At 63.8% G+C, this 22429-nt stretch carries 20 protein-coding genes; 1 reads left to right on the top strand and 19 read right to left on the bottom strand.

Annotated elements, in window-relative coordinates:
• Window positions 1-2 precede the first annotated feature (2 nt).
• From J2Z75_RS09985 to speB, 6 genes are all read right to left on the bottom strand, one after another.
• The gene (locus tag J2Z75_RS09985; protein ID WP_209851330.1) at window positions 3-635 is read right to left on the bottom strand and encodes a septation protein A; all 633 of its coding nucleotides are present in this window, start codon (window positions 633-635) and stop codon (window positions 3-5) included.
• A 263-nt stretch (window positions 636-898) separates the two neighbouring features.
• Complete coding sequence (gene ftsY, locus J2Z75_RS09980; protein WP_209851327.1) at window positions 899-2569, bottom strand: signal recognition particle-docking protein FtsY; 1671 nt, start codon at window positions 2567-2569, stop codon at window positions 899-901.
• A 16-nt stretch (window positions 2570-2585) separates the two neighbouring features.
• Complete coding sequence (mtaB, locus tag J2Z75_RS09975; RefSeq protein ID WP_209851324.1) at window positions 2586-3860, bottom strand: tRNA (N(6)-L-threonylcarbamoyladenosine(37)-C(2))-methylthiotransferase MtaB; 1275 nt, start codon at window positions 3858-3860, stop codon at window positions 2586-2588.
• The gene (gene dapF / locus J2Z75_RS09970; RefSeq protein ID WP_209851321.1) at window positions 3857-4777 is read right to left on the bottom strand and encodes a diaminopimelate epimerase; all 921 of its coding nucleotides are present in this window, start codon (window positions 4775-4777) and stop codon (window positions 3857-3859) included. The genes mtaB and dapF overlap by 4 nt, the downstream gene beginning before the upstream one ends.
• 728 nt (window positions 4778-5505) lie before the next feature.
• Window positions 5506-5790: a hypothetical protein gene (locus J2Z75_RS09965; RefSeq protein WP_209851317.1), complete on the bottom strand. Its 285-nt coding sequence runs from the start codon at window positions 5788-5790 to the stop codon at window positions 5506-5508.
• Window positions 5745-6710 (bottom strand): agmatinase, encoded by a 966-nt coding sequence (gene speB, locus J2Z75_RS09960; protein WP_209851314.1) that lies wholly within the window; start codon window positions 6708-6710, stop codon window positions 5745-5747. The genes J2Z75_RS09965 and speB overlap by 46 nt, the downstream gene beginning before the upstream one ends.
• A gap of 386 nt (window positions 6711-7096) precedes the next feature.
• On the opposite strand from speB, the gene ftsZ reads away from it, so the two are divergent.
• A complete protein-coding gene (ftsZ, locus tag J2Z75_RS09955) occupies window positions 7097-8128 on the top strand; it encodes a cell division protein FtsZ (protein ID WP_209851311.1) in 1032 nt (343 codons plus the stop codon).
• Window positions 8129-8287: 159 nt separating this feature from the next.
• On the opposite strand, the gene J2Z75_RS09950 is transcribed toward ftsZ, so the two are convergent.
• The 13 genes from J2Z75_RS09950 to mdh all read right to left on the bottom strand — a co-directional run bounded on the left by J2Z75_RS09950 (window position 8288) and on the right by mdh (window position 22378).
• Window positions 8288-9556, bottom strand: coding sequence for a CHASE3 domain-containing protein (locus tag J2Z75_RS09950; RefSeq protein ID WP_209851308.1), 1269 nt, complete (start codon window positions 9554-9556; stop codon window positions 8288-8290).
• A 136-nt stretch (window positions 9557-9692) separates the two neighbouring features.
• On the bottom strand, window positions 9693-10190 hold the full coding sequence (locus J2Z75_RS09945) for a DUF2867 domain-containing protein (protein WP_209851305.1): 498 nt from the start codon (window positions 10188-10190) through the stop codon (window positions 9693-9695).
• Between the two features lie 88 nt (window positions 10191-10278).
• Complete coding sequence (gene lpdA, locus J2Z75_RS09940; RefSeq protein ID WP_209851302.1) at window positions 10279-11685, bottom strand: dihydrolipoyl dehydrogenase; 1407 nt, start codon at window positions 11683-11685, stop codon at window positions 10279-10281.
• A gap of 23 nt (window positions 11686-11708) precedes the next feature.
• A complete protein-coding gene (locus J2Z75_RS09935) occupies window positions 11709-12467 on the bottom strand; it encodes an SDR family oxidoreductase (protein WP_407692753.1) in 759 nt (252 codons plus the stop codon).
• A complete protein-coding gene (locus J2Z75_RS09930) occupies window positions 12464-12958 on the bottom strand; it encodes a hypothetical protein (protein ID WP_209851296.1) in 495 nt (164 codons plus the stop codon). Before J2Z75_RS09930 ends, J2Z75_RS09935 begins: the two co-directional genes overlap by 4 nt.
• Before the next feature lie 2 nt (window positions 12959-12960).
• Window positions 12961-13602: a LysE family translocator gene (locus tag J2Z75_RS09925; protein WP_209851293.1), complete on the bottom strand. Its 642-nt coding sequence runs from the start codon at window positions 13600-13602 to the stop codon at window positions 12961-12963.
• Window positions 13603-13639: 37 nt separating this feature from the next.
• Window positions 13640-14053 carry an MAPEG family protein gene (locus J2Z75_RS09920; protein ID WP_209851290.1) on the bottom strand — a complete coding sequence of 138 codons (414 nt, stop codon included), beginning with the start codon at window positions 14051-14053 and terminating at the stop codon, window positions 13640-13642.
• A 212-nt stretch (window positions 14054-14265) separates the two neighbouring features.
• The gene (gene odhB / locus J2Z75_RS09915) at window positions 14266-15507 is read right to left on the bottom strand and encodes a 2-oxoglutarate dehydrogenase complex dihydrolipoyllysine-residue succinyltransferase (RefSeq protein WP_209851286.1); all 1242 of its coding nucleotides are present in this window, start codon (window positions 15505-15507) and stop codon (window positions 14266-14268) included.
• 76 nt (window positions 15508-15583) lie between these two features.
• Window positions 15584-18580 (bottom strand): 2-oxoglutarate dehydrogenase E1 component, encoded by a 2997-nt coding sequence (locus J2Z75_RS09910; RefSeq protein WP_209851283.1) that lies wholly within the window; start codon window positions 18578-18580, stop codon window positions 15584-15586.
• 186 nt (window positions 18581-18766) lie between these two features.
• Complete coding sequence (gene sucD / locus J2Z75_RS09905; protein WP_209851280.1) at window positions 18767-19669, bottom strand: succinate--CoA ligase subunit alpha; 903 nt, start codon at window positions 19667-19669, stop codon at window positions 18767-18769.
• 10 nt (window positions 19670-19679) lie between these two features.
• Window positions 19680-20171: a DUF1579 family protein gene (locus tag J2Z75_RS09900; RefSeq protein ID WP_209851278.1), complete on the bottom strand. Its 492-nt coding sequence runs from the start codon at window positions 20169-20171 to the stop codon at window positions 19680-19682.
• Window positions 20172-20176: 5 nt separating this feature from the next.
• Entirely contained in the window at window positions 20177-21370 is a 1194-nt protein-coding gene (sucC, locus tag J2Z75_RS09895) for an ADP-forming succinate--CoA ligase subunit beta (protein WP_209851273.1), read from the bottom strand.
• Window positions 21371-21415: 45 nt separating this feature from the next.
• The gene (gene mdh, locus J2Z75_RS09890; protein WP_113550956.1) at window positions 21416-22378 is read right to left on the bottom strand and encodes a malate dehydrogenase; all 963 of its coding nucleotides are present in this window, start codon (window positions 22376-22378) and stop codon (window positions 21416-21418) included.
• Window positions 22379-22429 lie beyond the last annotated feature (51 nt).

Here is a 22429-nt window from a genome sequence, read left to right as displayed (position 1 = left end):
GGTCACGCGGGCGTATCCTGTTCCAGCGAATGCTTCATGATGACGGGCATCTGCGACAGGGTGAACAGCACGGTGATCGGCATGGTGCCCCAGACCTTGAAGGCGACCCAGAAATCAGTCGAGAAATTGCGCCAGACGATCTCGTTCAGCACTGCGAGGAACAGGAAGAAGATGCCCCAGCGGATGGTCAGCTTGCGCCAGCCGGTCTCGTCGAGCTTGAAGGCGGTGTGGAAGACGTAGCCGAGCAGCGACTTTCCGAACAGCAGGCCGCCGAGCAGGATGAGACCGAACAGCGAATTGATGATGGTCGGCTTGATCTTGATGAACGTGTCGTTCTGCAGATAGAGCGTAAATGCGCCCATGACGAAGACGACGACGCCGGAGATCAGCGGCATCATCGGCAGCGTCCGCGTGAGCAGCCAGGACGCCGTCAGTGCGATGGCGGTTGCCGCCATGAACAGGCCGGTGGCGATGAAGATCGGGCCACCCAGCTCGGTCAGCGCCGGAAATTCCCGCGCCAGCCACTCGCCGCGCGAATTGGCGAAGAAGAAGACCACCAGCGGTCCGAGCTCCAGCACCATTTTCAGGAGCGGGCTGATTTCCTTGCGCGGCTTGACCGCCTCGATCGATGACATGGTGGCGTCCTTAAAGTGCTCGATGGAGCGATAATATTACACGTCCGGCGGGCGTGGACAGTTCCCACGCCGTCATTCCTGTGCTTGTCACAGGAATCCAGTCACGCGGCGTCTGCCGCGTGAAAGAGCTCTTCAGCGGCGCGGACGCGCCGCTGCTGGATCCCCGCCACAAGGGCGAGGATGACGGAGAAAATGGAAGGCCGCGTCGAAGCCGTTCATTTGCAACCCTATAACATCAGCAAAAAGGCAAAATGATATCCGGGTCAATGGGGAATTCCCGCAATTGCCTCGGCAAAATCCTTGGCCTCGAAGGGTTCGAGATCGTCGACGCCTTCGCCGACGCCGATGAAATAGACCGGCAGCTTGTGCTTGGCGGAGATGGCGACGAGGATGCCGCCGCGCGCCGTGCCGTCGAGCTTGGTCATGATCAGGCCGTTGACGCCGGCGACATTGCGGAAAATCTCGACCTGGTTCAGCGCATTCTGGCCGGTGGTGGCGTCGAGCGTCTGGAGAACCGTGTGCGGCGCGTCGGGATCGAGCTTGCCCAGCACGCGGACGATCTTTTCGAGTTCCGCCATCAGCTCGGCCTTGTTCTGCAGGCGGCCGGCGGTGTCGATGATCAGCACGTCGCTCTTCTTCAGTTTCGCTTGCTCGAAAGCCTCATAGGCAAGGCCCGCAGCATCCGCCCCGAGTTTCGAGGAGACGATGTCGGACTTGGTGCGCTCGGCCCAGATCTTCAGCTGTTCGATGGCGGCGGCCCGGAACGTGTCGCCGGCGGCGAGCATGACCTTGAGGCCGGCGCCGGAAAGCTTGGCCGCGAGCTTGCCGATGGTGGTGGTCTTGCCGGTGCCGTTGACGCCGACGACGAGGATGACATGCGGCTTGTGGGAGAGGTCGAGCTGCAGCGGTCTGGCGACGGGGGCCAGCACCCTGGTGATCTCGGCTGCCATGATGCGGCTGACGTCCTCACCGGTGACGTCCTTGCCGTAGCGCTCGGAGGCCAGCGTGTCGGTGACGCGCAGCGCCGTCTCGACGCCGAGATCGGCCTGGATCAAGAGGTCTTCCAGGTCCTGAAGCGTCTCGTCGTCCAGCTTGCGCTTGGTGAACAGCGCGGTGATCTGGCCGGTGAGTTGCGACGACGTGCGGGCAAGGCCCTGGCGCAGCCGCTGGAACCAGGTGAGCTTCTGCTTCGGGGCTTCCGGTTCGGGCTCGGGGGTGCGGCCGGTGGCGAAGCCCTTGGGGAGGATGGGTGCTGCTGCCGGTGGCTCAGCGGTCGGGGAGGCTTCACCCCCCTCTGCCCTGTCGGGCATCTCCCCCTCAAGGGGGGAGATCGCTGGCGTCGCGCTTTCGTTGAGGTCATCGGTTTCCGAGAGCGCGGAAAGTTTACCCCCCTCTGTCGGCTGCGCCGACATCTCCCCCACAGGGGGGGAGATTGGGCTTGCGGAAAGCGCCTGCGATTCGTCAATCGCGTCAGTTTGCGTTGAAGGGACGTCAGCCTCCTTATGATCTCCCCCCTTGTGGGGGAGATGTCCTGAAAGGACAGAGGGGGGTGTCGCACTTTCCTCACCCTCGGACGCTTCAGCTTCCGCCTCCAGCAGGGACAACGGGATCAGGCCGAGATCGCCGATCTGTTCGGTTGGCGGGAGAAGCGCGGCATCCTCCTCAGCCTCCAACGCGGGCGCATCAACCTCATCTGCGGACGGACCGCCGGCGGTGTCCATTTCCTGCGGCAGAACCGGGTCGGGCGCGACAGGCAGGTCTTCGGTGCGCGAATGCGGCTCCAGCTCGGCTTCGATCGCCCGGGTTTCCTCGGGGCTGAACGTCGCTTCCGCCTGGTCCATGACCGCGTCGACCGCGGGCGCTGCGGCAGGCTCGCCTTCCACCGGCTTGTCTTTGCCGAACGTGAAGACCTTTTTCAGAAAGCTGAGCGCCATTGGGTATCCGTAAAACTCAGGCCGCGTCGGCGGCCATCAATTGCATGTCGAGATGCTTGCCGTTGTGGCCGGTGATCGTTACCTGAACCATATCGCGGGCTTTGAGGCCGGGGACAGCGGCAAGCGTGAAATTTTCGGTATGCGCCAGGCCGTTGTTCTCGACGAGCAGGCTTTGCTGCGTTCCGATCATGCTGTCAAGATGGGCCTGATGCAGCTGATGTCCAGTGGCGCGCAGCCGGGCGGCGCGTTCCTTCACCAGGGCACGGTCGATCTGCGGCATGCGGGCGGCGGGCGTTCCCTCGCGCGGCGAATAGGGGAAGACGTGCAGGTGGGCAATGCCGGCCTCTTCGGCAAGGCTCATTGCATTGCCGAACATCTCTTCGGTCTCGGTCGGGAAACCGGCGATCATGTCGGCGCCGAAGCTCGTTTCCGGCCGCAGGCGGCGCACGTCTTCGATGAAACGCAGCGCGTCGGCGCGGGAATGCCGGCGCTTCATTCGCTTGAGGATCATGTCGTCGCCATGCTGCAGCGACAGGTGCAGGTGCGGCATGAAGCGCGGCTCACCGGCAATCAGGTCCATCAGATGGTTGTCGGCCTCGATGCTGTCGATCGAGGAGAGGCGCAGGCGCAGGATATCGGGCACCTGCTTGAGCAGTGTTTTCGCCAGAAGGCCGAGGCTCGGCGTTCCCGGCAGGTCGGCGCCATAGCTCGTCGCATCGACGCCGGTGAGCACGATCTCGCGGTAGCCGCCCTCAGTCAGTTTTCGCGCCTGATCGACGACGGCGCCCATCGGCACCGAGCGCGAATTGCCGCGGCCATAGGGGATGATGCAGAAGGTGCAGCGGTGGTCGCAGCCGTTCTGCACCTGGATGAAGGCGCGCACATGGCCCTCGATCAGCCGGACCATCTGCGGTGCGGTCTCGCGGACGCTCATGATGTCGTTGACGCGCAGCTTTTCTTCCGCCGAGATGCCGAAATCGGGCAGCGACCGGTAGGAGGCGCTTTTCAGCTTCTCCTCGTTGCCCAGCACGGCATCGACCTCGGGCATGTCGGCGAAGGTCTGCTTTTCGGTCTGGGCCGCGCAGCCGGTGACGATGATGCGGGCATGCGGGTTTTCGCGGCGGGCGCGGCGGATCGCCTGGCGGGCCTGGCGCACGGCCTCAGCCGTGACGGCGCAGGTGTTGACGAGGATGGCGTTGTTCAGCCCCGCCTTCTCGGCCTGCGCGCGCATCACTTCGGATTCGTAGGTGTTGAGGCGACAGCCGAAGGTTATGACGTCGACGCCGCTCAAAGCGCGGCGCTTCCCGTGTGCTGGGCTTCCGGTTCCTGTTCGCGCGACCAGAGACCGGTTGCGGGATCGACGCTGCCGGACCATTCCCATTCGGCAGGGCCGGTCATGACGACGTGATCGTCGCTTGTCCGCCATTCGATGGTGAGAATGCCGGGTGGCGTGGCGCTGGCAACCCTGATTGCCACGGTGCGGCCGGTCTTGCCGGTGCGGGCGGCCGAGACGGCGGCGGAACAGGCGGCGGAACCGCAGGCAAGCGTCAGCCCGGCACCGCGCTCCCAGGTCCGCGTCGTGACCGAGGAGGGCGAGGTGACCTGGGCCAGGGTGATATTGGCGCGCTCGGGAAACATCGGGTGGTTTTCGAGCAGCGGGCCGAAGCGTTCGAGATCGAACGACATGACGTCGCGGTCGACCCAGAAGATCGCATGCGGATTGCCCATCGACATCACCGAGGGGGAATGCAGGATCGGATCGTCGATCGGGCCGATCTGCAGCTCGATGCGGCTGGTGTCGTAGAATTCTTCCGACAGCGGGATCTTGTCCCATTCGAAAACCGGCTTGCCCATGTCGACGGAGATGGTTCCATCCGCATGTTCCTGCGCATTGAGGATGCCGGCCACGGTCTGGAAGGTGAAGACCTTGCGGCCCGTTTCGGCCGCCAGCGCCTGGACGACGCAGCGCGTGCCGTTGCCGCAGGCCTGTGCCTTGGAGCCATCGGAATTGAGGATGTCGATCCAGGCGTCGGTGCCCTCGGCCTTTGGATCGTGGATCGCCATGATCTGGTCGAACTGGGTATCCGGATGCGCATTCAGCGCTATGGCCGCTTCCGGCGTCACCTTGTCCTTGCGGCCGCGCATGTCGACGACCAGGATCTTGTTGCCAAGCCCGTTCATCCTTGCGAATTCGACCGTAGTGTTCATGACGTCCATTTCCAGTGTTTGTTGGCGTGTATATGGCGGAAATGCGTGGAAATTACCAGTGGGGCGGCCGTGCATCTTCACCCTCCCCTCGAGGGGGAGGGTCGGCACGCCGTGCCGGGGTGGGGTGATCCGCGGCATATTCGATTGTCTCTCGTGTTCGCGGTGGTCACCCCCACCCGCCGCGTTGCGGCGACCTCCCCCCTCAAGGGGGAGGTGGAACTCCCTCTTCTCCCCGGCGGGGAGAAGTGCCGAGCGACGGCGAGGCGATGAGGGGGTGGTTCGGTACGTTCGGAGCGTGTGGCCCCCTCATCCGGCCCTGCGGGCCACCTTCTCCCCGCTGGGGAGAAGAGGGAGCGCGCGGTGGCCTCAAACACTTTCAGCCACGCCCGGAAAATCCGCCGTGGGTTTGCTCTTCGTTTACTTGGCCGGGGCGCTGGAAAGTGCCGATGACTAAGTAATGTATATGACGCCTTCCAGCGCCCCGTTCAGTGTTGGTCGACGGGCAACTCCGGTTTCTCTGCGCGGATGATCGGCGGCCTTTGCCAGGGTGGCGCTCACGATTGTCATCGCCGCGCCACGAAAGATATCGCTTTCGCGCTATCAGTCACCGGTCCTCATGTGTGCCTCACAGGCACGCCCCGCCATTTTGCAGACGAGAGGGAAACCATTTTCTGCCAATCCACCGGATGAAGGCTTACGTCTGTCCCCCATCCGGCACCGGCTCCGCCTCACTGCCACGCCTGGCAGCGTATCCATTGGCGGAACGACGTCAGGATGACACGGTTTTTCGAGGCGGGGAAAAACGGGGATGAAAATTTGTCAGAAAAGGTGCCGCGCATCCAGGATTCGGGATGGTGTCCCAAACGCTCGAAACCGAAAAAATGTCCGGTGTCCTCTCCTGCAACGCCGCTGTGCTGACCGGCCGTTGCGTGCGCGGCGGCGTGGAATACGCGGTCGATGATGGGCCTCAGCTCCCGGCGCGCCGTTTTGCCACCGATGTCGCCATCACGCACAAAAGCTCGAACATCATGGTGGCGCCGGCCAGCGCCGTCATGCCGGCGAGATCGAAGGGCGGCGAGACTTCGACCACGTCGGCGCCGACAATATCGACGCCGTCAAGCAGGCGCACCAGCGCCTGTGCCTCGCGCGTGGTAAACCCGCCGATCTCGGGCGTGCCGGTTCCGGGCGCCATGGAAGGGTCGATGCTGTCGATGTCGAAGCTGACATAGGTGGGGCCGCTGCCGGCAATGGCGCGGGCCTCCGCCATCACGTCTTCGGCCCCGCGACGGATGAATTCCTCCATGTAGATCACGCGGATTCCCTGCGCACGGGCCCAGTCATGCTCGCCGGGCTCGTAGATCGAGCCGCGGATGCCGATCTGCACCATGCGCTTCGGATCGATAAGGCCTTCCTCGATGGCGCGGCGGAAGGGGGTGCCGTGGGTATAGGGATTGCCGCCGAAATAGGTGTCGTTGGTGTCGGAATGGGCATCGAAATGGATGAGGCCGACGGGGCGCCCCGCAGCGACTGCTCTGAGGACCGGCAGCGTCGTCAGGTGATCGCCGCCGGCCGACAGCGGGATGGCGCGGGCCTCGACGATCGTCCGCATGCCGTCCTCGATGCGTTTCAGGCCGTCCATGAGATCGATCGGATTGACGGAGAGGTCGCCGACATCGGCGACGTTGGCGATGCTGAACGGTTCGGTGCCGGAGACATGATGGACGCGGCGCATCAGGCTCGACTGGTTGCGCATTTCGCGCGGGCCATGGCGGGCGCCGGCCCGGTTGGTCGTGCCGCCATCCCACGGAATGCCGACCAGCGCGATGTCGAGACCGGCGGCCGATGTGACGGCGGGCAGCCGCATGAAGGTGGAGTGTCCGGCAAAACGCGGCACTTCGGCGGCATCGACGGGCTGGTGGAAATTCGTGGTCACGGGAGGGCTCCGGGCGAGGTGGGGAAGTGCATCCTATGGGGAGGCGGGCAGGAGAGGCAATGCGGATGGGGGTCGCTTTGTCCATGATCGAGAAAAAACCCCGAGACGTCTCCCGCTTTTGGGGGATGCCCGGAACCGGGGCGAATTCGTCCGGCAGAGTGGTTTTGCCTCCTCCAATGACGACCCAGCCAGCCAAGGCGACCCGCCAGGACGTTCGCCGACGAACCAAATTCAGCTGTGACTCTTGCACCCGTGCCGTCTCTCTGCCTTTTTGCCAACCTAACCTGCGGCGGCCTGATTCGCGCCCGCTCCGCTTCGCATTCGATTGCGGCTCCCGGAACGCGCTTCCACATGCCGGGGCCGCAGCACGTCCAAGGAGAGACGAGATGACAGAGATCAAGAAACCGGTGATTTCGGAAATGAGACCGAAGATCACCGTCATCGGCGTCGGCGGCGGCGGCGGCAATGCCATCAACAACATGATCACCGAGGGCCTGCAGGGCGCCGAATTCGTCGCCGCCAATACGGATGCGCAGGCGCTGACCATGTCGAAGGCGACACGGCTGATCCAGCTCGGTGCGCAGGTGACCGAAGGGCTCGGCGCCGGTTCGCTGCCGGAAGTCGGCCGCGCGGCGGCGGAAGAATCGATCGACGAGATCATGGATCATCTCGGCGGCACGCATATGTGCTTCGTCACCGCCGGCATGGGCGGCGGCACCGGCACCGGGGCGGCCCCCGTCATCGCGCAGGCCGCCCGCAATGCCGGCATCCTGACGGTCGCCGTCGTCACCAAGCCGTTCAGCTTCGAGGGCAAGCGCCGCATGCAGTCGGCCGAAGAGGGCATCGAGCGGCTGCGCGAGGCCGCCGATACCGTCATCGTCATCCCCAACCAGAACCTCTTCCGCATCGCCGATGCCAAGACCACCTTTGCCGATGCCTTCGTCATCGCCGACCGGGTTCTTTACTCCGGCGTCGGCTGCATCACCGACCTGATCGTCAAGGAAGGCCTGATCAATCTCGACTTCGCCGACGTCAAATCGGTGATGAAGGGCATGGGCCGGGCGATGATGGGCACCGGCGAAGCGAGCGGCGACGGCCGGGCCTCGAAGGCTGCCGAAGCGGCGATCGCCAATCCGCTGCTCAGCGAAGTGTCGATGAAGGGTGCCAAGGGCGTGCTGATCTCGATTTCCGGCGGCTCCGACATGACCCTGTTCGAGGTGGACGAGGCCGCGACCCGCATCCGCGAGGAAGTCTACGAGGATGCCGACATCGTCGTCGGCGCGATCTTCGACAAGAGCCTCGACGGCGTTTTCCGGGTTTCGGTCGTGGCCACGGGGCTTGATGCGCAGGCACCCGGCGCCAGCGCAAATGTTACGGCCGACCTGCCGGGACAAATTCAGCCGCGGACGCTGCAGTAAATTTCGAGATCGGGGTTGGCAGACCCCCCTCTGTCGGCGACGCCGAAATCTCCCCCTTGAGGGGGAGATGTCACGAAGTGACAGAGGGGGGTAGGTCTCCTCGATCTCCGGTCGAGCGGCCGGAAACCGCATAAGACACTGCAGGAAAAATCCTATGTGTCAGCTCAATGCTTCCACGACCTGGACCGCTGGCTCGAAGCGTACCCGGAAGGCGCTGACGGGGTGGGCGATGTTCTTGACTGTCAGAAAACCTAGGTCGTCGAAGCTCAGGTGCCTCTGCTTGCGGATGTGATCGCGCACCGCGCGGGAGATGCAGATGCCGCCGGGGTCCGCCATCGGCTCCAGCCGCGCCGCCACATTCACGGTATCGCCAAAGACGTCGCCATCCTGGACGATGACATCGCCGACATTGATGCCGATGCGGAACATCAGGTGCTGGTCCTCCGGCAGTTCGGCATTGTCGGTTGCCATCGACCCTTGAATCTCCACGGCGCAATCGATCGCCGACAGGGCGCTGGCAAAGGCGACGAGCACGCTGTCGCCGGCCGTGGTGACGATGCTGCCGCCATGGCTGGCAATGATCGGATCGATGCGGTCCCGAACATCCTTGAGCCGCGACAATGTCCGGGCCTCGTTCCCCTCCATCATCCGGCTGTAGCCGACGATATCGGCCGCCATGATGGCCAGAAGCTTGCGGTCGAGATGCTGTAGCAATTCATCGCGCGACGCCTCCGCCGATCGGGCGCGGCGCAGCGTCGCACGCACGGCGATCACCCCCATCAGGGCGGTCAGCAGCGCCAGTCCGATGACCATCATCTCCAGCACGAACCCGGCACGGCGTGCCTGATTGGCTCGCACCGTCATCAGGCTTTCCTCCTCGGTGCGCATGCGCTCGAGAACGTCGCGCACGCCGTCCATCAGCACCTTGCCCTGACCGCCGCGCAGGACCGAGACCGCCGCCGCTTCGTCGCCGGAACGGCGCCGCTCGACGGTCTGGCGCAGTTCGGAGAGTTTCTGGGTGGTCAGCGACCGCAGCACCGCGATGTTGCCGTCCTGGCGGCGATTGTCGGCAACGCCGTTGCCGAGCGCTTCTACACTGGCATTGATCGCGCTGATGGCCTTGTCGTAGGGCTCGAGGTAGAAGGAATCGCCTGTCAGCAGATAGCCGCGCTGCCCGATCTCCGCATCCTGAAGCTGGGATTGAACGACGGAAATGAGGCGCTCGTTGTGAACGGTATGCGCCACCGCCTCGTCGGCCTCCTGCCCCTTCTTGGAAACCCAGAAGGATGCGAGCAGGAGCAGGACGATGAAGATAACCGTGCCGGCCGTGATCAGCCGCAGGTTCTGTCCCGCCTCGTAGCCGATACGCCGGATGACCGTCGATGCCATCGGTGTGGTGATTTTGGGCGCAGTGTAATCGGATGCCACGGGTACCTGCCATTGGGCGATCGGCACCTGTTGCGCCGATAGGAAAAACTGGTGCGGAAACGTGGTTTTACAAGGGCGGAGCCGAGCGACGGCCGTCAAATATCCCACGGCCTCTTTCAGGCTACCGGAGAAAGCCTCAGCTTATAGCCGTAACAGGACGGGCAAGCCGCAGCAGCATGGTTTTGACGATCAGCCGATGAAACGGCGTGATGACGGCGATGTAGACCTTGCCGAGCAAAATCTTGCGATGAACCAGCGTCGTCACGCTGATCCTCTGGGCCAGCTCGCCGGCCGGGCGGACATCGATGACGATGCGAAAATCGAGATGAGTGTCGTCGAAGCCGAGCACGGCCTGTTCACCCGACCGGGAAATCACGGGAAAAAAGCCGATCATTTCCGCCTTGCTGTCGCGATCATGCCCCGAGCCCTTCAGGCCGAACGGGCTGACGGCGGCGTTTCGCAGCCACATCAGAGCCCGGACCCAGGCCGCAAAATCACCCAGTGCACGCCTGGCGGCGGAGATCGCGGTCGTCGGTTGGCCCGGGATCACACGTTCGTAACAATCCGCCCAGTCGGCCAGGGGCAATGCCGGATGCGGCAGGGTGACCGGAACTGTGTGCGTGCGCTGTGCCATGGCATGTTCTCCCTCGATGCGGCAAGAATAGGCCGCCCGGCGGAGAGCCGCAAAGGGGCCGATTGTCACGGCCCCTTTGCGCGTTGTCTTACATATGGATCGGCTTGAAGAAGGTGGCGAGCGCCGCTTCCTTGACCGCTTCCGACATGGTCGGATGGGCGTGGCAGGTGCGGCCGAGGTCTTCCGACGAGCCGCCGAATTCCATCAGCACGGTGATCTCGTGGATCATTTCGCCGGCGCCGAAGCCGACGATATGGCCGCCGAGAACCCGGTCGGTGTCCTTGTCGGCAAGGATCTTGACGAAACCGTCCGTCTGCAGCATCGCCCGCGCACGGCCGTTGGCGGTGAACGGGAACTTGCCGACCTTGTAGGCGATACCAGCGGCCTTCAGCTCTTCCTCGGTCTTGCCGACGGAGGCGACTTCCGGCTGGGTATAGACGACGCTCGGAATGACGTCATAGTTCACGTGGCCGGCCTGGCCGGCGATGATCTCGGCGACGGCGACACCCTCGTCTTCCGCCTTGTGCGCCAGCATCGGGCCGCGCACGACGTCACCCAGCGCATAGATGCCGGTAACGCTGGTCTGGAAGTGACCGTCGATCTCGACGCGGCCGCGCTTGTCCATGACGACGCCGGCTTCGGCAAGGCCGAGACCGTCGGTGAACGGCTTGCGGCCGGTGGCGATCAGCACGACGTCGGCATCGATCGTCGCGGCATCGCCGCCCTTGACCGGTTCATAGGTTACCTTGGCGCCCTTGCCCGACTTGACGACGCCAGTCACCTTGGCGCCGAGCTTGAAGTCGATGCCTTGCTTGGCCAGCATGCGCTGGAACTGCTTGGAAACCTCGCCGTCCATGCCGCCGAGGATGGTGTCGAGATATTCGACCACCGTGACCTTGGCGCCGAGGCGCGACCAGACCGAGCCGAGCTCGAGCCCGATGACGCCGCCGCCGACGACGACCATGGTGGCGGGTACCTTTTCAAGTGCGAGGCCGCCGGTGGAGGAGATGATGACCGTCTCGTCAATCTCGACCTCGACGCCCGGGATGCCGGCGACATCGGAACCGGTGGCGATGACGACATTCTTCGTCTCGATGACCTGCTCTTCGCCCTTGTCATTGGTGACGGAGACCTTGCCTTCGCCGAGAACCTTGCCGGTGCCCTGGAAGGCATCGATCTTGTTCTTCTTGAACAGGAAGGCGACGCCATCGACGTTCGACTTTACCGTCGCGTCCTTGTGGGCGAGCATCTTGGAGAGGTTGAGCTTCGGTGCGGACACCTCGACGCCGAGCGCATCGATGCCGTGGCCGGTCTGGTGGAAGACTTCCGAGGCATGCAGCAGCGCCTTGGAGGGGATGCAGCCGATGTTGAGGCAGGTGCCGCCATAGGTGGCACGCTTCTCGATGACGCCGACCTTGAGGCCGAGCTGGGCCGCCTTGATGGCGCAGACATAGCCGCCGGGGCCGGTGCCGATAACGATGAGATCATAAGCCATGAAAAAGTCCTTCCTGAGAGCGGCTAGCGTCCGCCGCTGACGTTGAGAATGGCGCCCGTTACATAGGACGACGAAGGGGAAAGCAGGTAGAGAACGGCATCGGCGACCTCCTGGGCGGTGCCCGGCCGTTTCATCGGAATGGTTGGTCCGAGATCGCGGGCGCGATCCGGCAGACCGCCCGAGGCGTGGATGTCGGTATCGATGACGCCCGGCCGCACCGCGTTGACGCGGATGCCGTCCGAGACCACCTCGCGCGACAGGCCGACGGTGAAGGTATCGATGGCGCCCTTGGAGGCGGCATAATCGACATATTGCCCGGCCGAGCCGAGAACGGCGGCCATCGAGGAGATATTGACGATGACCCCGCCCTTGCCGCCATGTCGGACCGACATGCGCCGGACGGCGGCTGCCGCGCAGAGGATCGATCCGGAGACATTGACGCGCAGCATGCGGTCGAGCCGGTCCGGCGTGATCTCGTCGATCCGCGCCGGAAGCCCGACGATGCCGGCATTGTTGACCAGCCCGTCGAGGCGGCCGAAGGCCTTGTCCACCGCGGCGAAGATCGCGGCGATGCCCGTCTCGCTGCCGACATCGCCTTCCACCGCGATGGCCGTGCCGCCGGCCGCCTCGATCACGGCGACGACCGCATCGGCAGCCGGCCGGTTCGAGGCATAGTTGACGGCAACCGCCCAGCCTTGCGCGGCGGCCGACAGGCAGATGGCCGCGCCGATGCCGCGGCTGCCGCCGGTCACCAGCAGAACGGGGGTTTCGCTTGATGTCATTGGGCGCATTCCTTGAAGGTCAGGACATCCCATGGCGCGACCGTCGCCTTGCCCCAGATCGACGAATTGCGGATGGCGGGGCCGAAATCCGGCAGCAGCAATTGCGGAGCCGCCTCCATGCCTTCCCCCGGCAGCGAGGCGACCTTGCCGTCGGCGCTGACGGAATAGATCACGCCTTCCCAGATGGTGCAGGCGGCAATGTCGTCGCCGGTCACATCGCCTTCCGGGCATTTGTTCATGATCATGCCATTGGCGCGCACGGGGTCGCCGGACTGCATGACGATGCCGTCAAGCACGAGATCCGTCTTGGCGACCTTGACCTTGAAATGGTTGCTGGTGGCGGCGCTGGCCGAGCCCACCGGCTCGAAACGCAGCTCGTAAGCGCCGTCCGTATCGCTGTAGACAGCCTGTTCCTGCAGGCAATCCGCCGCCCATGCCGGCGTGGCCGCCAGCAAAGCGCTCAGGATCGATGCGGGAACGGAAAGACGCATGCTCAGGCCGCCTTTTCGGTGGCGAGCTTCAGGCCGAGCGCGATGAAGACGAGGCCGCTGGCCCGGTCGATCCACAGGCTGGCGCGCGAGAAGGCGGCGCGCATCTTCGGCGTCGTCATGAACAGGCTGACGCCGACAAACCACAGGATCAGGCAGCTGGCCATGACAAGGCCATAGCCGAATTTCACCGCGATCGGCGTATGGGCGCCGACCACTGTCGAGAAGATCGACAGGAAGAAGAACACAGGCTTGGGGTTGAGCGCATTGGCGGCGAAGCCGAGGCCGAAGGCCTTCAGCGCCGACTGCTTCTTGCCGGCGGCATCGGCGCCCCCAGCCTCTACCGTCATATCCGTCTTGCCGGCGCGCAGCGACCTGATGCCGATATAGAGCAGGTAGGCGACGCCGCACCATTTGACGATGTTGAACAGGGTGATCGACTGCGAGATGATCAGGCCCAGCCCCAGGATCGTGTAGGTGACATGGAACATCAGCGAGGTGCCGACGCCGAACGAGGTGATGATGGCGGAGCGGCGGCCGTTCATCAGCGACTGGCGCATGACCATGGCGAGATCGGCACCGGGGGAGACGATGGCGAAGGCAAAGATCGCCATCAGCGAGGCAAGTTCGAACAGATAGGGCTGCACGGCGGTGTCTCCGGTCGTTTACGGGTTCCGATATACGTCAGAAGATAAGCACGGCCGCCATGACGAGCAAGCCGGCCAGCGAGCCGCACCAGACGAGCGATCGGACATAGGCAATGCCCGCCAGATAGAGCGGGATATAGACGATCCGGCAGACAAGCCACAACCAGGCACCAACCAGGCCCCAGCCGCTCAGATCCCCCGTGACGGCAAGCGAAACAGCCAGCCCGACGAAAGCCGGGTAGGTTTCCCGGAAATTGGCAAACGCCCGTTCCGCACGTCCGGCAAAGACGCCAGCCGGCTTTTGTCCATCGTCGCGCGCGCCGGCGTTCCATGCCGATCCCAGCTCCAGCGTGGCGGGAATGCTCTGCAACCCGATATGAACGACAAGCAGCACCACGCTCCAAGCGAGAAGCGTGATGAAAGGCGATACGGCCAGAACTGCTGTGTCCATTGAAGACTATTCCCCATGAGGTTTCCGGTCGAATGGCTCGGACCAAAAGGCACTCTCCCATTGGGAGACTGCCCCTCACCCTAGCCCTCTCCCCGCAGGCGGGGAGAGGGGATGACGGAGTTTGCCGCTTCGTCCTTCTCCCCGTTTTTACGGGGAGAAGGTGCCCGATAGGGCGGATGAGGGGCTCGCACCATCCCAGTCGTCAGAGATGACTACAGATCGAGAACCAGGCGTTCCGGATCTTCGAGGCTTTCCTTGACGCGGACGAGGAAGGTGACCGCTTCCTTGCCGTCGACGATGCGGTGGTCGTAGGACAGCGCGAGATACATCATCGGGCGGATGACGATCTGGCCGCCGACGACAACCGGACGGTCCTGGATCTTGTGCATGCCGAGAATGCCCGACTGCGGCGCGTTCAGGATCGGCGAGGACATCAGCGAACCGTAGACGCCGCCATTGGTGATCGTGAACGTGCCGCCCTGCATGTCGCCCATGGAGAGCGCGCCATCGCGGGCGAGCTTGGCGAGGCGGCCGAGGTCCTTCTCGACTTCGGCGATCGACATCTGGTCGGCATCGCGGATGACCGGAACGACGAGACCCTTGTCGGTGCCGACGGCCATGCCGATATGGCAGAAGTTCTTGTAGATGATGTCGGTGCCGTCAATCTCCGCATTGACCGAGGGAATTTCCTTCAGCGCGTGCGTCACCGCCTTGGTGAAGAAGCCCATGAAGCCGAGCTTGACGCCGTGCTTCTTTTCGAAAATGTCCTTGTACTTGGTACGCAGGCTCATCACCGCGCTCATGTCCACCTCGTTGTAGGTGGTCAGCATGGCAGCCGTGTTCTGCGCGTCCTTCAGGCGCTTGGCGATGGTCTGGCGCAGGCGGGTCATCTTGACGCGCTCTTCGCGCGGCGCATCCTCGGCCGACGACGGACCGCGCGACACGGCCTTGACCGGCTCGGAAGCGGCAGGCGTCGAAATGCCCTTGGCGACAGCAGCGATGACATCGCCCTTCAGCACCTGGCCGCGCTTGCCGGAACCATCGACCTGTTCGGCCGACAGGTTGTTTTCAGCCAGCATCTTGGCGGCGGCAGGCGCTGCCGGCATGGCGGAGGCAACCGGCGGGGCGGCGGGGGTTGCGGCGGCAGCAGCCGGAGCGGCGGCGGCGGGCTCGGCGACCTTCTTTTCGGCAGCGGCAGGAGCCGCAGCGCCGGCGGCACCTGCGGTGATGTTGCCGAGCAATGCGCCGAGACCGACCGTTTCGCCGGCGGCGGCGACGATTTCGGAGAGAACGCCGGCGGCGGGCGCCGGAACTTCGATGGTCACCTTGTCGGTTTCGAGCTCGAGCAGGGGTTCATCGGCTTTGATGGTATCGCCGACCTTCTTGAACCAGGTACCGACGGTGGCTTCGCTGACGGATTCGCCGAGAGTGGGAACGCGGATTTCTGTGGCCATGATATTTTATCGTCCGTTGATCGGGTGTCTGTTTCTATGAATGGAAAGGTTCGGGGGCTGGATCAGCCCCCGATTTTCAACCGCCGAGCGCGTCTTCGAGGAAGGCGGCAAGCTGGGCGAGGTGCTTGGACATCAGGCCCGTCGCCGGCGAGGCGGCGGCCGGACGGCCGGTGTAGCGCACGCGCTGGTACTTGGCGTCGATATGGGCCAGCACCCATTCGAGATACGGGTCGATGAACGACCAGGCGCCCATGTTCTTTGGCTCTTCCTGGCACCAGACCATCTCCGCATGGCGGAAGCGCGAAAGCTCGTTGATCAGCGCCTTGGCCGGGAACGGATAGAGCTGCTCGACGCGCAGCAGATAGATGTCGTCGATGCCGCGCTTCTCGCGCTCTTCCAGAAGATCGTAATAGACCTTGCCGGAGCAGAGCACGACGCGACGGATCTTGGCGTCCTTCTGCAGCTTGATCGGGCCGTCCTTGATGACCTCCGCATCGTCCCAGAGCAGGCGGTGGAAGGAGGTCTCGCCAGCCATTTCCGACAGCGAGGACACCGCGCGCTTGTGGCGCAGCAGCGACTTCGGCGTCATGATGATCAGCGGCTTGCGGAAGTCGCGCTTCACCTGGCGGCGCAGGATGTGGAAGTAGTTGGCCGGCGTCGTGACGTTGGCGACCTGCATGTTGTCTTCGGCGCACATCTGCAGCCAGCGCTCGAGGCGGGCCGAGGAATGTTCCGGACCCTGGCCTTCATACCCATGCGGCAGCAGGCAGACGAGGCCGGACATGCGCAGCCACTTGCGTTCGCCCGACGAGATGAACTGGTCGAAGACGACCTGCGCACCGTTGGCGAAATCGCCGAACTGGGCTTCCCAGAGCGTCAGCGCATTCGGGCGGGCCAGCGAATAGCCGTATTCGAAGCCGAGTACGGCCTCTTCCGAGAGCATCGAGTTGATGACCTCGTAACGGGCCTGGGTCGGCGACAGGTTGGCAAGCGGGATGTAGCGTTCCTCGGTCTCCTGATCGTAGAGAACCGTGTGGCGCTGCGAGAACGTGCCGCGTTCGCAATCCTGGCCCGACAGGCGGATCTTGGTGCCTTCGACGGCGAGCGTGCCGAAAGCGAGCGCTTCCGCCATCGCCCAGTCGATGCCCTCGCCGGTCTGGATCATGTTGGCGCGGCCGTCCATGAAGCGCTGGATGGTCTTGTGGGCGTTGAAGCTTGCAGGCACTTCCGACAGCTTGCGGCCGACGTCCTTCAGCGTCTTCATCGGCACCGAGGTCTTGCCGCGGCGCTGCTCGTCCTGATTGTCGGCAGCCCTGAGCCCCGACCAGACGCCGTCCAGCCAGTCGGCCTTGTTCGGCTTGTAGGACTGCCCGGCCTCGAACTCCTGCTCGAGACGCGCGCGCCAGTCGGCCCGCATCTTTTCCAGTTCGCCTTCGGAGATCAAGCCTTCGCCGATCAGTCGTTCGCCATAGATCTGCACGACCGTCTTGTGGGCGCGGATGACCTTGTACATCTTCGGCTGCGTGAACGACGGCTCGTCGCCTTCGTTATGGCCGAAGCGGCGATAGCAGAACATGTCGACGACGACGGGCTTGTGGAACTTCATGCGGAATTCGGTGGCGATCTTGGCAGCGTAGACAACCGCCTCCGGATCGTCGCCGTTGACGTGGAAGATCGGCGCCTCGATCATCTTGGCGACGTCGGACGGATAGGGCGACGAACGCGAGAAGGCCGGATTGGTGGTGAAACCGATCTGGTTGTTGATGATGAAATGCACGGTGCCGGCGACGCGATGGCCGCGCAGGCCCGACAGGCCGAGAATTTCAGCCGTGACGCCCTGGCCGGCAAAGGCGGCATCGCCATGCAGCAAGAGCGGCATCACCTGGGCGCGTTCGGACAATGGAATGACGTCGCCTTCGAAAACCTTGGCCATCTGGTCCTGCTTGGCGCGGGCCTTGCCCATGACGACAGGGTTGACGATTTCAAGATGCGACGGGTTGGCCGTCAGCGACAGATGCACCTTGTTGCCATCGAACTCGCGGTCGGACGAAGCACCGAGATGGTACTTCACGTCGCCGGAACCTTCGACATCGTCCGGAGCGGCCGAGCCGCCCTTGAACTCGTGGAACACGGCGCGGTGCGGCTTGCCCATGACGTTGGTCAGGACGTTCAGACGGCCGCGATGGGCCATGCCGAGGATGATTTCCTTCAGGCCTTCCTGGCCGCCGCGCTTGATGATCTGCTCCAGCGCCGGGATCAGCGATTCGCCGCCATCGAGGCCGAAGCGTTTGGTGCCCTTGTAGCGCACGTCGATGAACTGCTCGAAGCCTTCCGCCTCGATCAGCTTCTGCAGGATGGCCTTCTTGCCTTCCGGGGTGAATTCGACGCCCTTGTCGGGACCTTCGATCCGCTCCTGGATCCAGCCCTTGATCTCCGGATCGGAGATATGCATGAACTCGACGCCCAGCGTCGAGCAATAGGTGCGCTCGAGGAGATCGACGATCTCGCGCAGGGTTGCGTATTCAAGGCCGAGAACATTGTCGAGGAAGATCTTGCGATCCAGATCCTCGGGGCCGAAGCCGTAGTTGGAGGGGGAAAGCTCGTGATAGTCCTCGACCGGCGCGGCGATACCCAGCGGATCGAGCTTGGCATGCAGGTGGCCACGGGCGCGATAGGCGCGGATCAGCATGATGGCGCGAACGCTGTCGCGCGTTGCCCGATGCACGTCGGCGGGGCTGGCGGCAACACCGGCAACGGCGGCCTGAGCTTCGGCCTTGGCCTGCACCTTCTTTTCGATGACCTTCTCGACCGTGCCCCAGTCGCCGTCCAGCGCCGAGACGAGGTCGCCGCCGGCGGCGATCGGCCAGTTCGGCTTCTTCCAGGACGCGCCCTTGGCCGCCCTGATCACGTCTTCCGGGGAATCCTGCAGCGCCTTGAAGAACGATTGCCATTCGCCGGAGACCGACGACGGATCGCTTTCGTATCGCGCATAGAGCTGATCGATATAACCGGCATTCGCTCCATCCAGGAACGATGTCAGCTGGAATTGCTCGTTGGCTTCTTGCCTTGCCATGGTGTTCCGCGGACCTGTCCGTCCGCCTCCTACTCGTTGGGTGCCGGGCTGGCCCCGGCCGGGTGTTCAGTGCATCGGCGCCGAATGCGCCATTTCAAACAATCAAATCGGCCGGATGTTCGGCCAACCTTCAAATGGTGCGGACAAGGCCGGCCGCAATGGCCGGCCCGGTCACTTATCGGTGCTTCAGCCCTTGAGGACTTCGACCAGCGTCGTGCCAAGGCGTGCCGGCGACGGCGACACCCTGATACCGGCCGCTTCCATGGCCGCGATCTTGGATTCCGCGTCGCCCTTGCCACCGGAAACCACGGCGCCCGCATGGCCCATGGTACGGCCCTTCGGCGCGGTACGACCGGCGATGAAGCCGGCCATCGGCTTCTTGCGGCCCTTCCTAGCTTCGTCGATCAGGAACTGGGCTGCGTCTTCTTCCGCCGCGCCGCCGATTTCGCCGATCATGATGATCGACGTCGTGGCGTCGTCGGCGAGGAACATTTCCAAGACGTCGATGAACTCGGTGCCCTTGACCGGGTCGCCGCCGATGCCGACAGCCGTCGTCTGGCCGAGGCCCTCGTTGGACGTCTGGAACACGGCTTCGTAGGTCAGCGTGCCGGAGCGCGACACGATGCCGACCGAACCCTTGCGGAAGATCGAGCCCGGCATGATGCCGATCTTGCATTCTTCCGGCGTCAGGATACCCGGGCAGTTCGGCCCAAGCAGGCGCGACTTGGAGCGGTCGAGGCGAGCCTTGACGCGGACCATGTCCATGACCGGAATGCCTTCGGTGATGCAGGTGATGAACGGGATCTCGGCTTCGATCGCCTCGATGATCGCGTCCGCAGCACCCGCCGGCGGAACGTAGATCACCGATGCGTCGGCGCCGGTGCGTTCCTTGGCTTCGGCGACAGTTGCGAAGATCGGCAGGCTTTCGCCCTTCGAACCGGTCCAGGTTTCTCCGCCCTTCTTCGGGTGGATGCCGCCGACCATCTGGGTGCCGTAATAGGCAAGCGCCTGCTCGGTGTGGAAGGTGCCGGTCTTGCCGGTCAGACCCTGAACCAGGATCTTGGTGTCTTTGTTGATCAGGATGGACATGCGGACGCCTTTAGGAGTGATTGGGTGAAAGGGAATGCGCGCGGCGATAGAGGCCGCTGACCACATCTTGCCAAATGTCGCTGCCGGCGGGCGCGAAGGAGACGCGCATGCGGTAGCACTCTTCATTCTCGAATTGATAAACAGTGCGCTGGCGGCCGCGGGGCGAGGTTCTGACGAGCGCAAGCTCCTCGCCCCGCCACTGGCCGGATGCCGGCGCCGCCGGCGCGAAGCCGACGGAATCGAACTGGTAGAGCTTGTAGCTCTCATCGGCCGGATCGAAGCCGAACACGTTGCGGGCCTGAAAGCTGACCGCACCGTCACGCGTCTGGCAGTAGCGCTGCTCGACGAAGAAACCGTCGAACAGGCTCTCGGCATCGACGCTTGCGATCGCAGTGCCTTCCGCCGCCCAGGCCGATGCCATCACACGCTCCTGCCCTTCCCAGCGGCCTGCAAAAGCCGTGAGACGACGATGAGCGGATGATGGAACCTGCAGCTGCGGCATGACGGTCAGCCCTTGATCGCCGCGACGATCTTCTTGGCCGCGTCGTCCAAGTCGTCGGCCGCCGTGATCGCGAGACCCGATTCGTTGAGGATCTTCTTGCCGAGCTCGACATTGGTGCCTTCGAGGCGGACGACGAGCGGAACCTTGAGGCCGACTTCCTGCACGGCAGCGACGACGCCTTCGGCGATGACGTCACATTTCATGATGCCGCCGAAGATGTTGACGAGGATGCCTTCGACCTTGGGGTCGGCGGTGATGATCTTGAAGGCCGCGGCCACCTTCTCCTTGCCGGCGCCGCCGCCGACGTCGCAGAAGTTGGCCGGCTCCTTGCCATAGAGCTTGATGATGTCCATCGTCGCCATGGCGAGACCGGCACCGTTGACCATGCAGCCGATGTTGCCGTCGAGAGCCACGTAGGCGAGGTCCCACTTGGAGGCCTCGATTTCCTTGGCGTCTTCCTCGGTCTCGTCGCGCAGCGCCTTGACGTCGTCGTGACGGAAGATTGCGTTGCCGTCGAACGACATCTTGGCGTCGAGAACGCGCAGGTGATCGTTTTTCATGACGATCAGCGGGTTGACCTCAAGCAGCGCCATGTCCTTCTCGTTGAAGGCCTTGTAGAGCAGCGGGAAGAGCGACTTGGCGTCTTCGGCAGCAGCGCCGGAGAGTTCCAGCGCCTTGGAGATCGCGGCAACGTCGGCAGCGGTCACGCCGGCTTCCGGATCGATGGCAATGGTGTGGATCTTCTCGGGCGTGTCATGGGCGACAGCCTCGATGTCCATGCCGCCTTCGGTGGAAACCACGAAGGCAACGCGGCCGACCGAGCGGTCGACAAGCAGCGAGCAATAGAGTTCGCGGGCGATGTCGGCGCCGTCTTCGATGTAGAGGCGGTTGACCTGCTTGCCGGCTTCGCCGGTCTGCGCGGTGACCAGCGTGTTGCCCATCATTTCCTTGGCATGCGCCTTGGCTTCGTCGATCGAGAAGGCCAGGCGAACGCCGCCCTTGGCATCCGGGCCGAGTTCCTTGAACTTGCCCTTGCCGCGGCCGCCGGCATGGATCTGGCTCTTGACGACGTAGAGCGGACCCGGAAGCGACTTTGCAGCGGCTTCGGCTTCATCGGCCGAGAAGATGGCGACACCTTCCGCGACCGGAGCGCCAAAGGTCTTCAGCAGAGCCTTGGCCTGATATTCATGAATGTTCATGGGGAGATTTCCTGTTTAGCCGGTGGGCGAATGACTTCAGGCCCGTTACTTCAGGCTTGGGGCGATGGCGATGCAGGCTTCGCAAAGGCTGGCAACCGAAGCGACCGACTTTTCGAAGGCTTCCTGCTCGGCCTTGTTGAACTCGACCTCGATGATGCGCTCGATGCCGCCGGCACCGATGATGGTGGGAACTCCCACATACATGTCTTTCACGCCATACTGGCCGGAGAGATGGGCGGCGGCCGGCAGCACGCGCTTCTTGTCCTTGAGGAAGCTCTCGGCCATTTCGATCGCCGAGGCAGCCGGTGCGTAATAGGCCGAACCGGTCTTGAGCAGGCCGACGATTTCGGCGCCGCCGTCACGGGTGCGCTGGATGATTTCTTCGAGGCGCTCCTTGGTGACCCAGCCCATCTTGACCAGATCGGTCAGCGGAATGCCGCCGACGGTCGAGTAACGGGCGAGCGGCACCATCGTGTCGCCATGACCGCCGAGAACGAAGGCGGTCACGTCCTGGACGGAGACGTTGAATTCCTGGGACAGGAACAGGCGGAAACGCGACGAGTCGAGTACGCCGGCCATGCCGACGACCATGTTCTTCGGCAGGCCGGAGAACTTCTGCAGCGCCCAGACCATCGCGTCGAGCGGGTTGGTGATGCAGATGACGAAGGCGTTCGGGGCATATTTCTTGATGCCGGCGCCGACCTGTTCCATGACCTTGAGGTTGATGCCGAGCAGGTCGTCGCGGCTCATGCCGGGCTTGCGGGCAACGCCGGCGGTGACGATGCAGACATCGGCGCCTTCGATGGCCGAGTAGTCGCTGGCGCCGGTCAGATTGGCGTTGAAGCCTTCGACGGGGGAGGACTGGGCGATGTCGAGGCCCTTGCCCTGCGGGATGCCGTCTGCGATGTCGAACAGGACGATGTCGCCAAGTTCCTTCAGGCCGGCAAGATGCGCCAGCGTGCCACCAATCATTCCAGAACCAATAAGTGCGATCTTGTTGCGCGCCATGAAAGTGCTTCCTTTGCGATCCAAATCTGACAAGGCCTGTCGTGGCGCCTG

This window comes from Rhizobium herbae, assembly GCF_017873135.1.
GTDB classification, from domain to species: Bacteria; Pseudomonadota; Alphaproteobacteria; order Rhizobiales; family Rhizobiaceae; genus Pararhizobium; species Pararhizobium herbae.
Note: the sequence above shows the minus strand (reverse complement) of the source record. Positions and strands in the feature narration are given on the sequence as shown.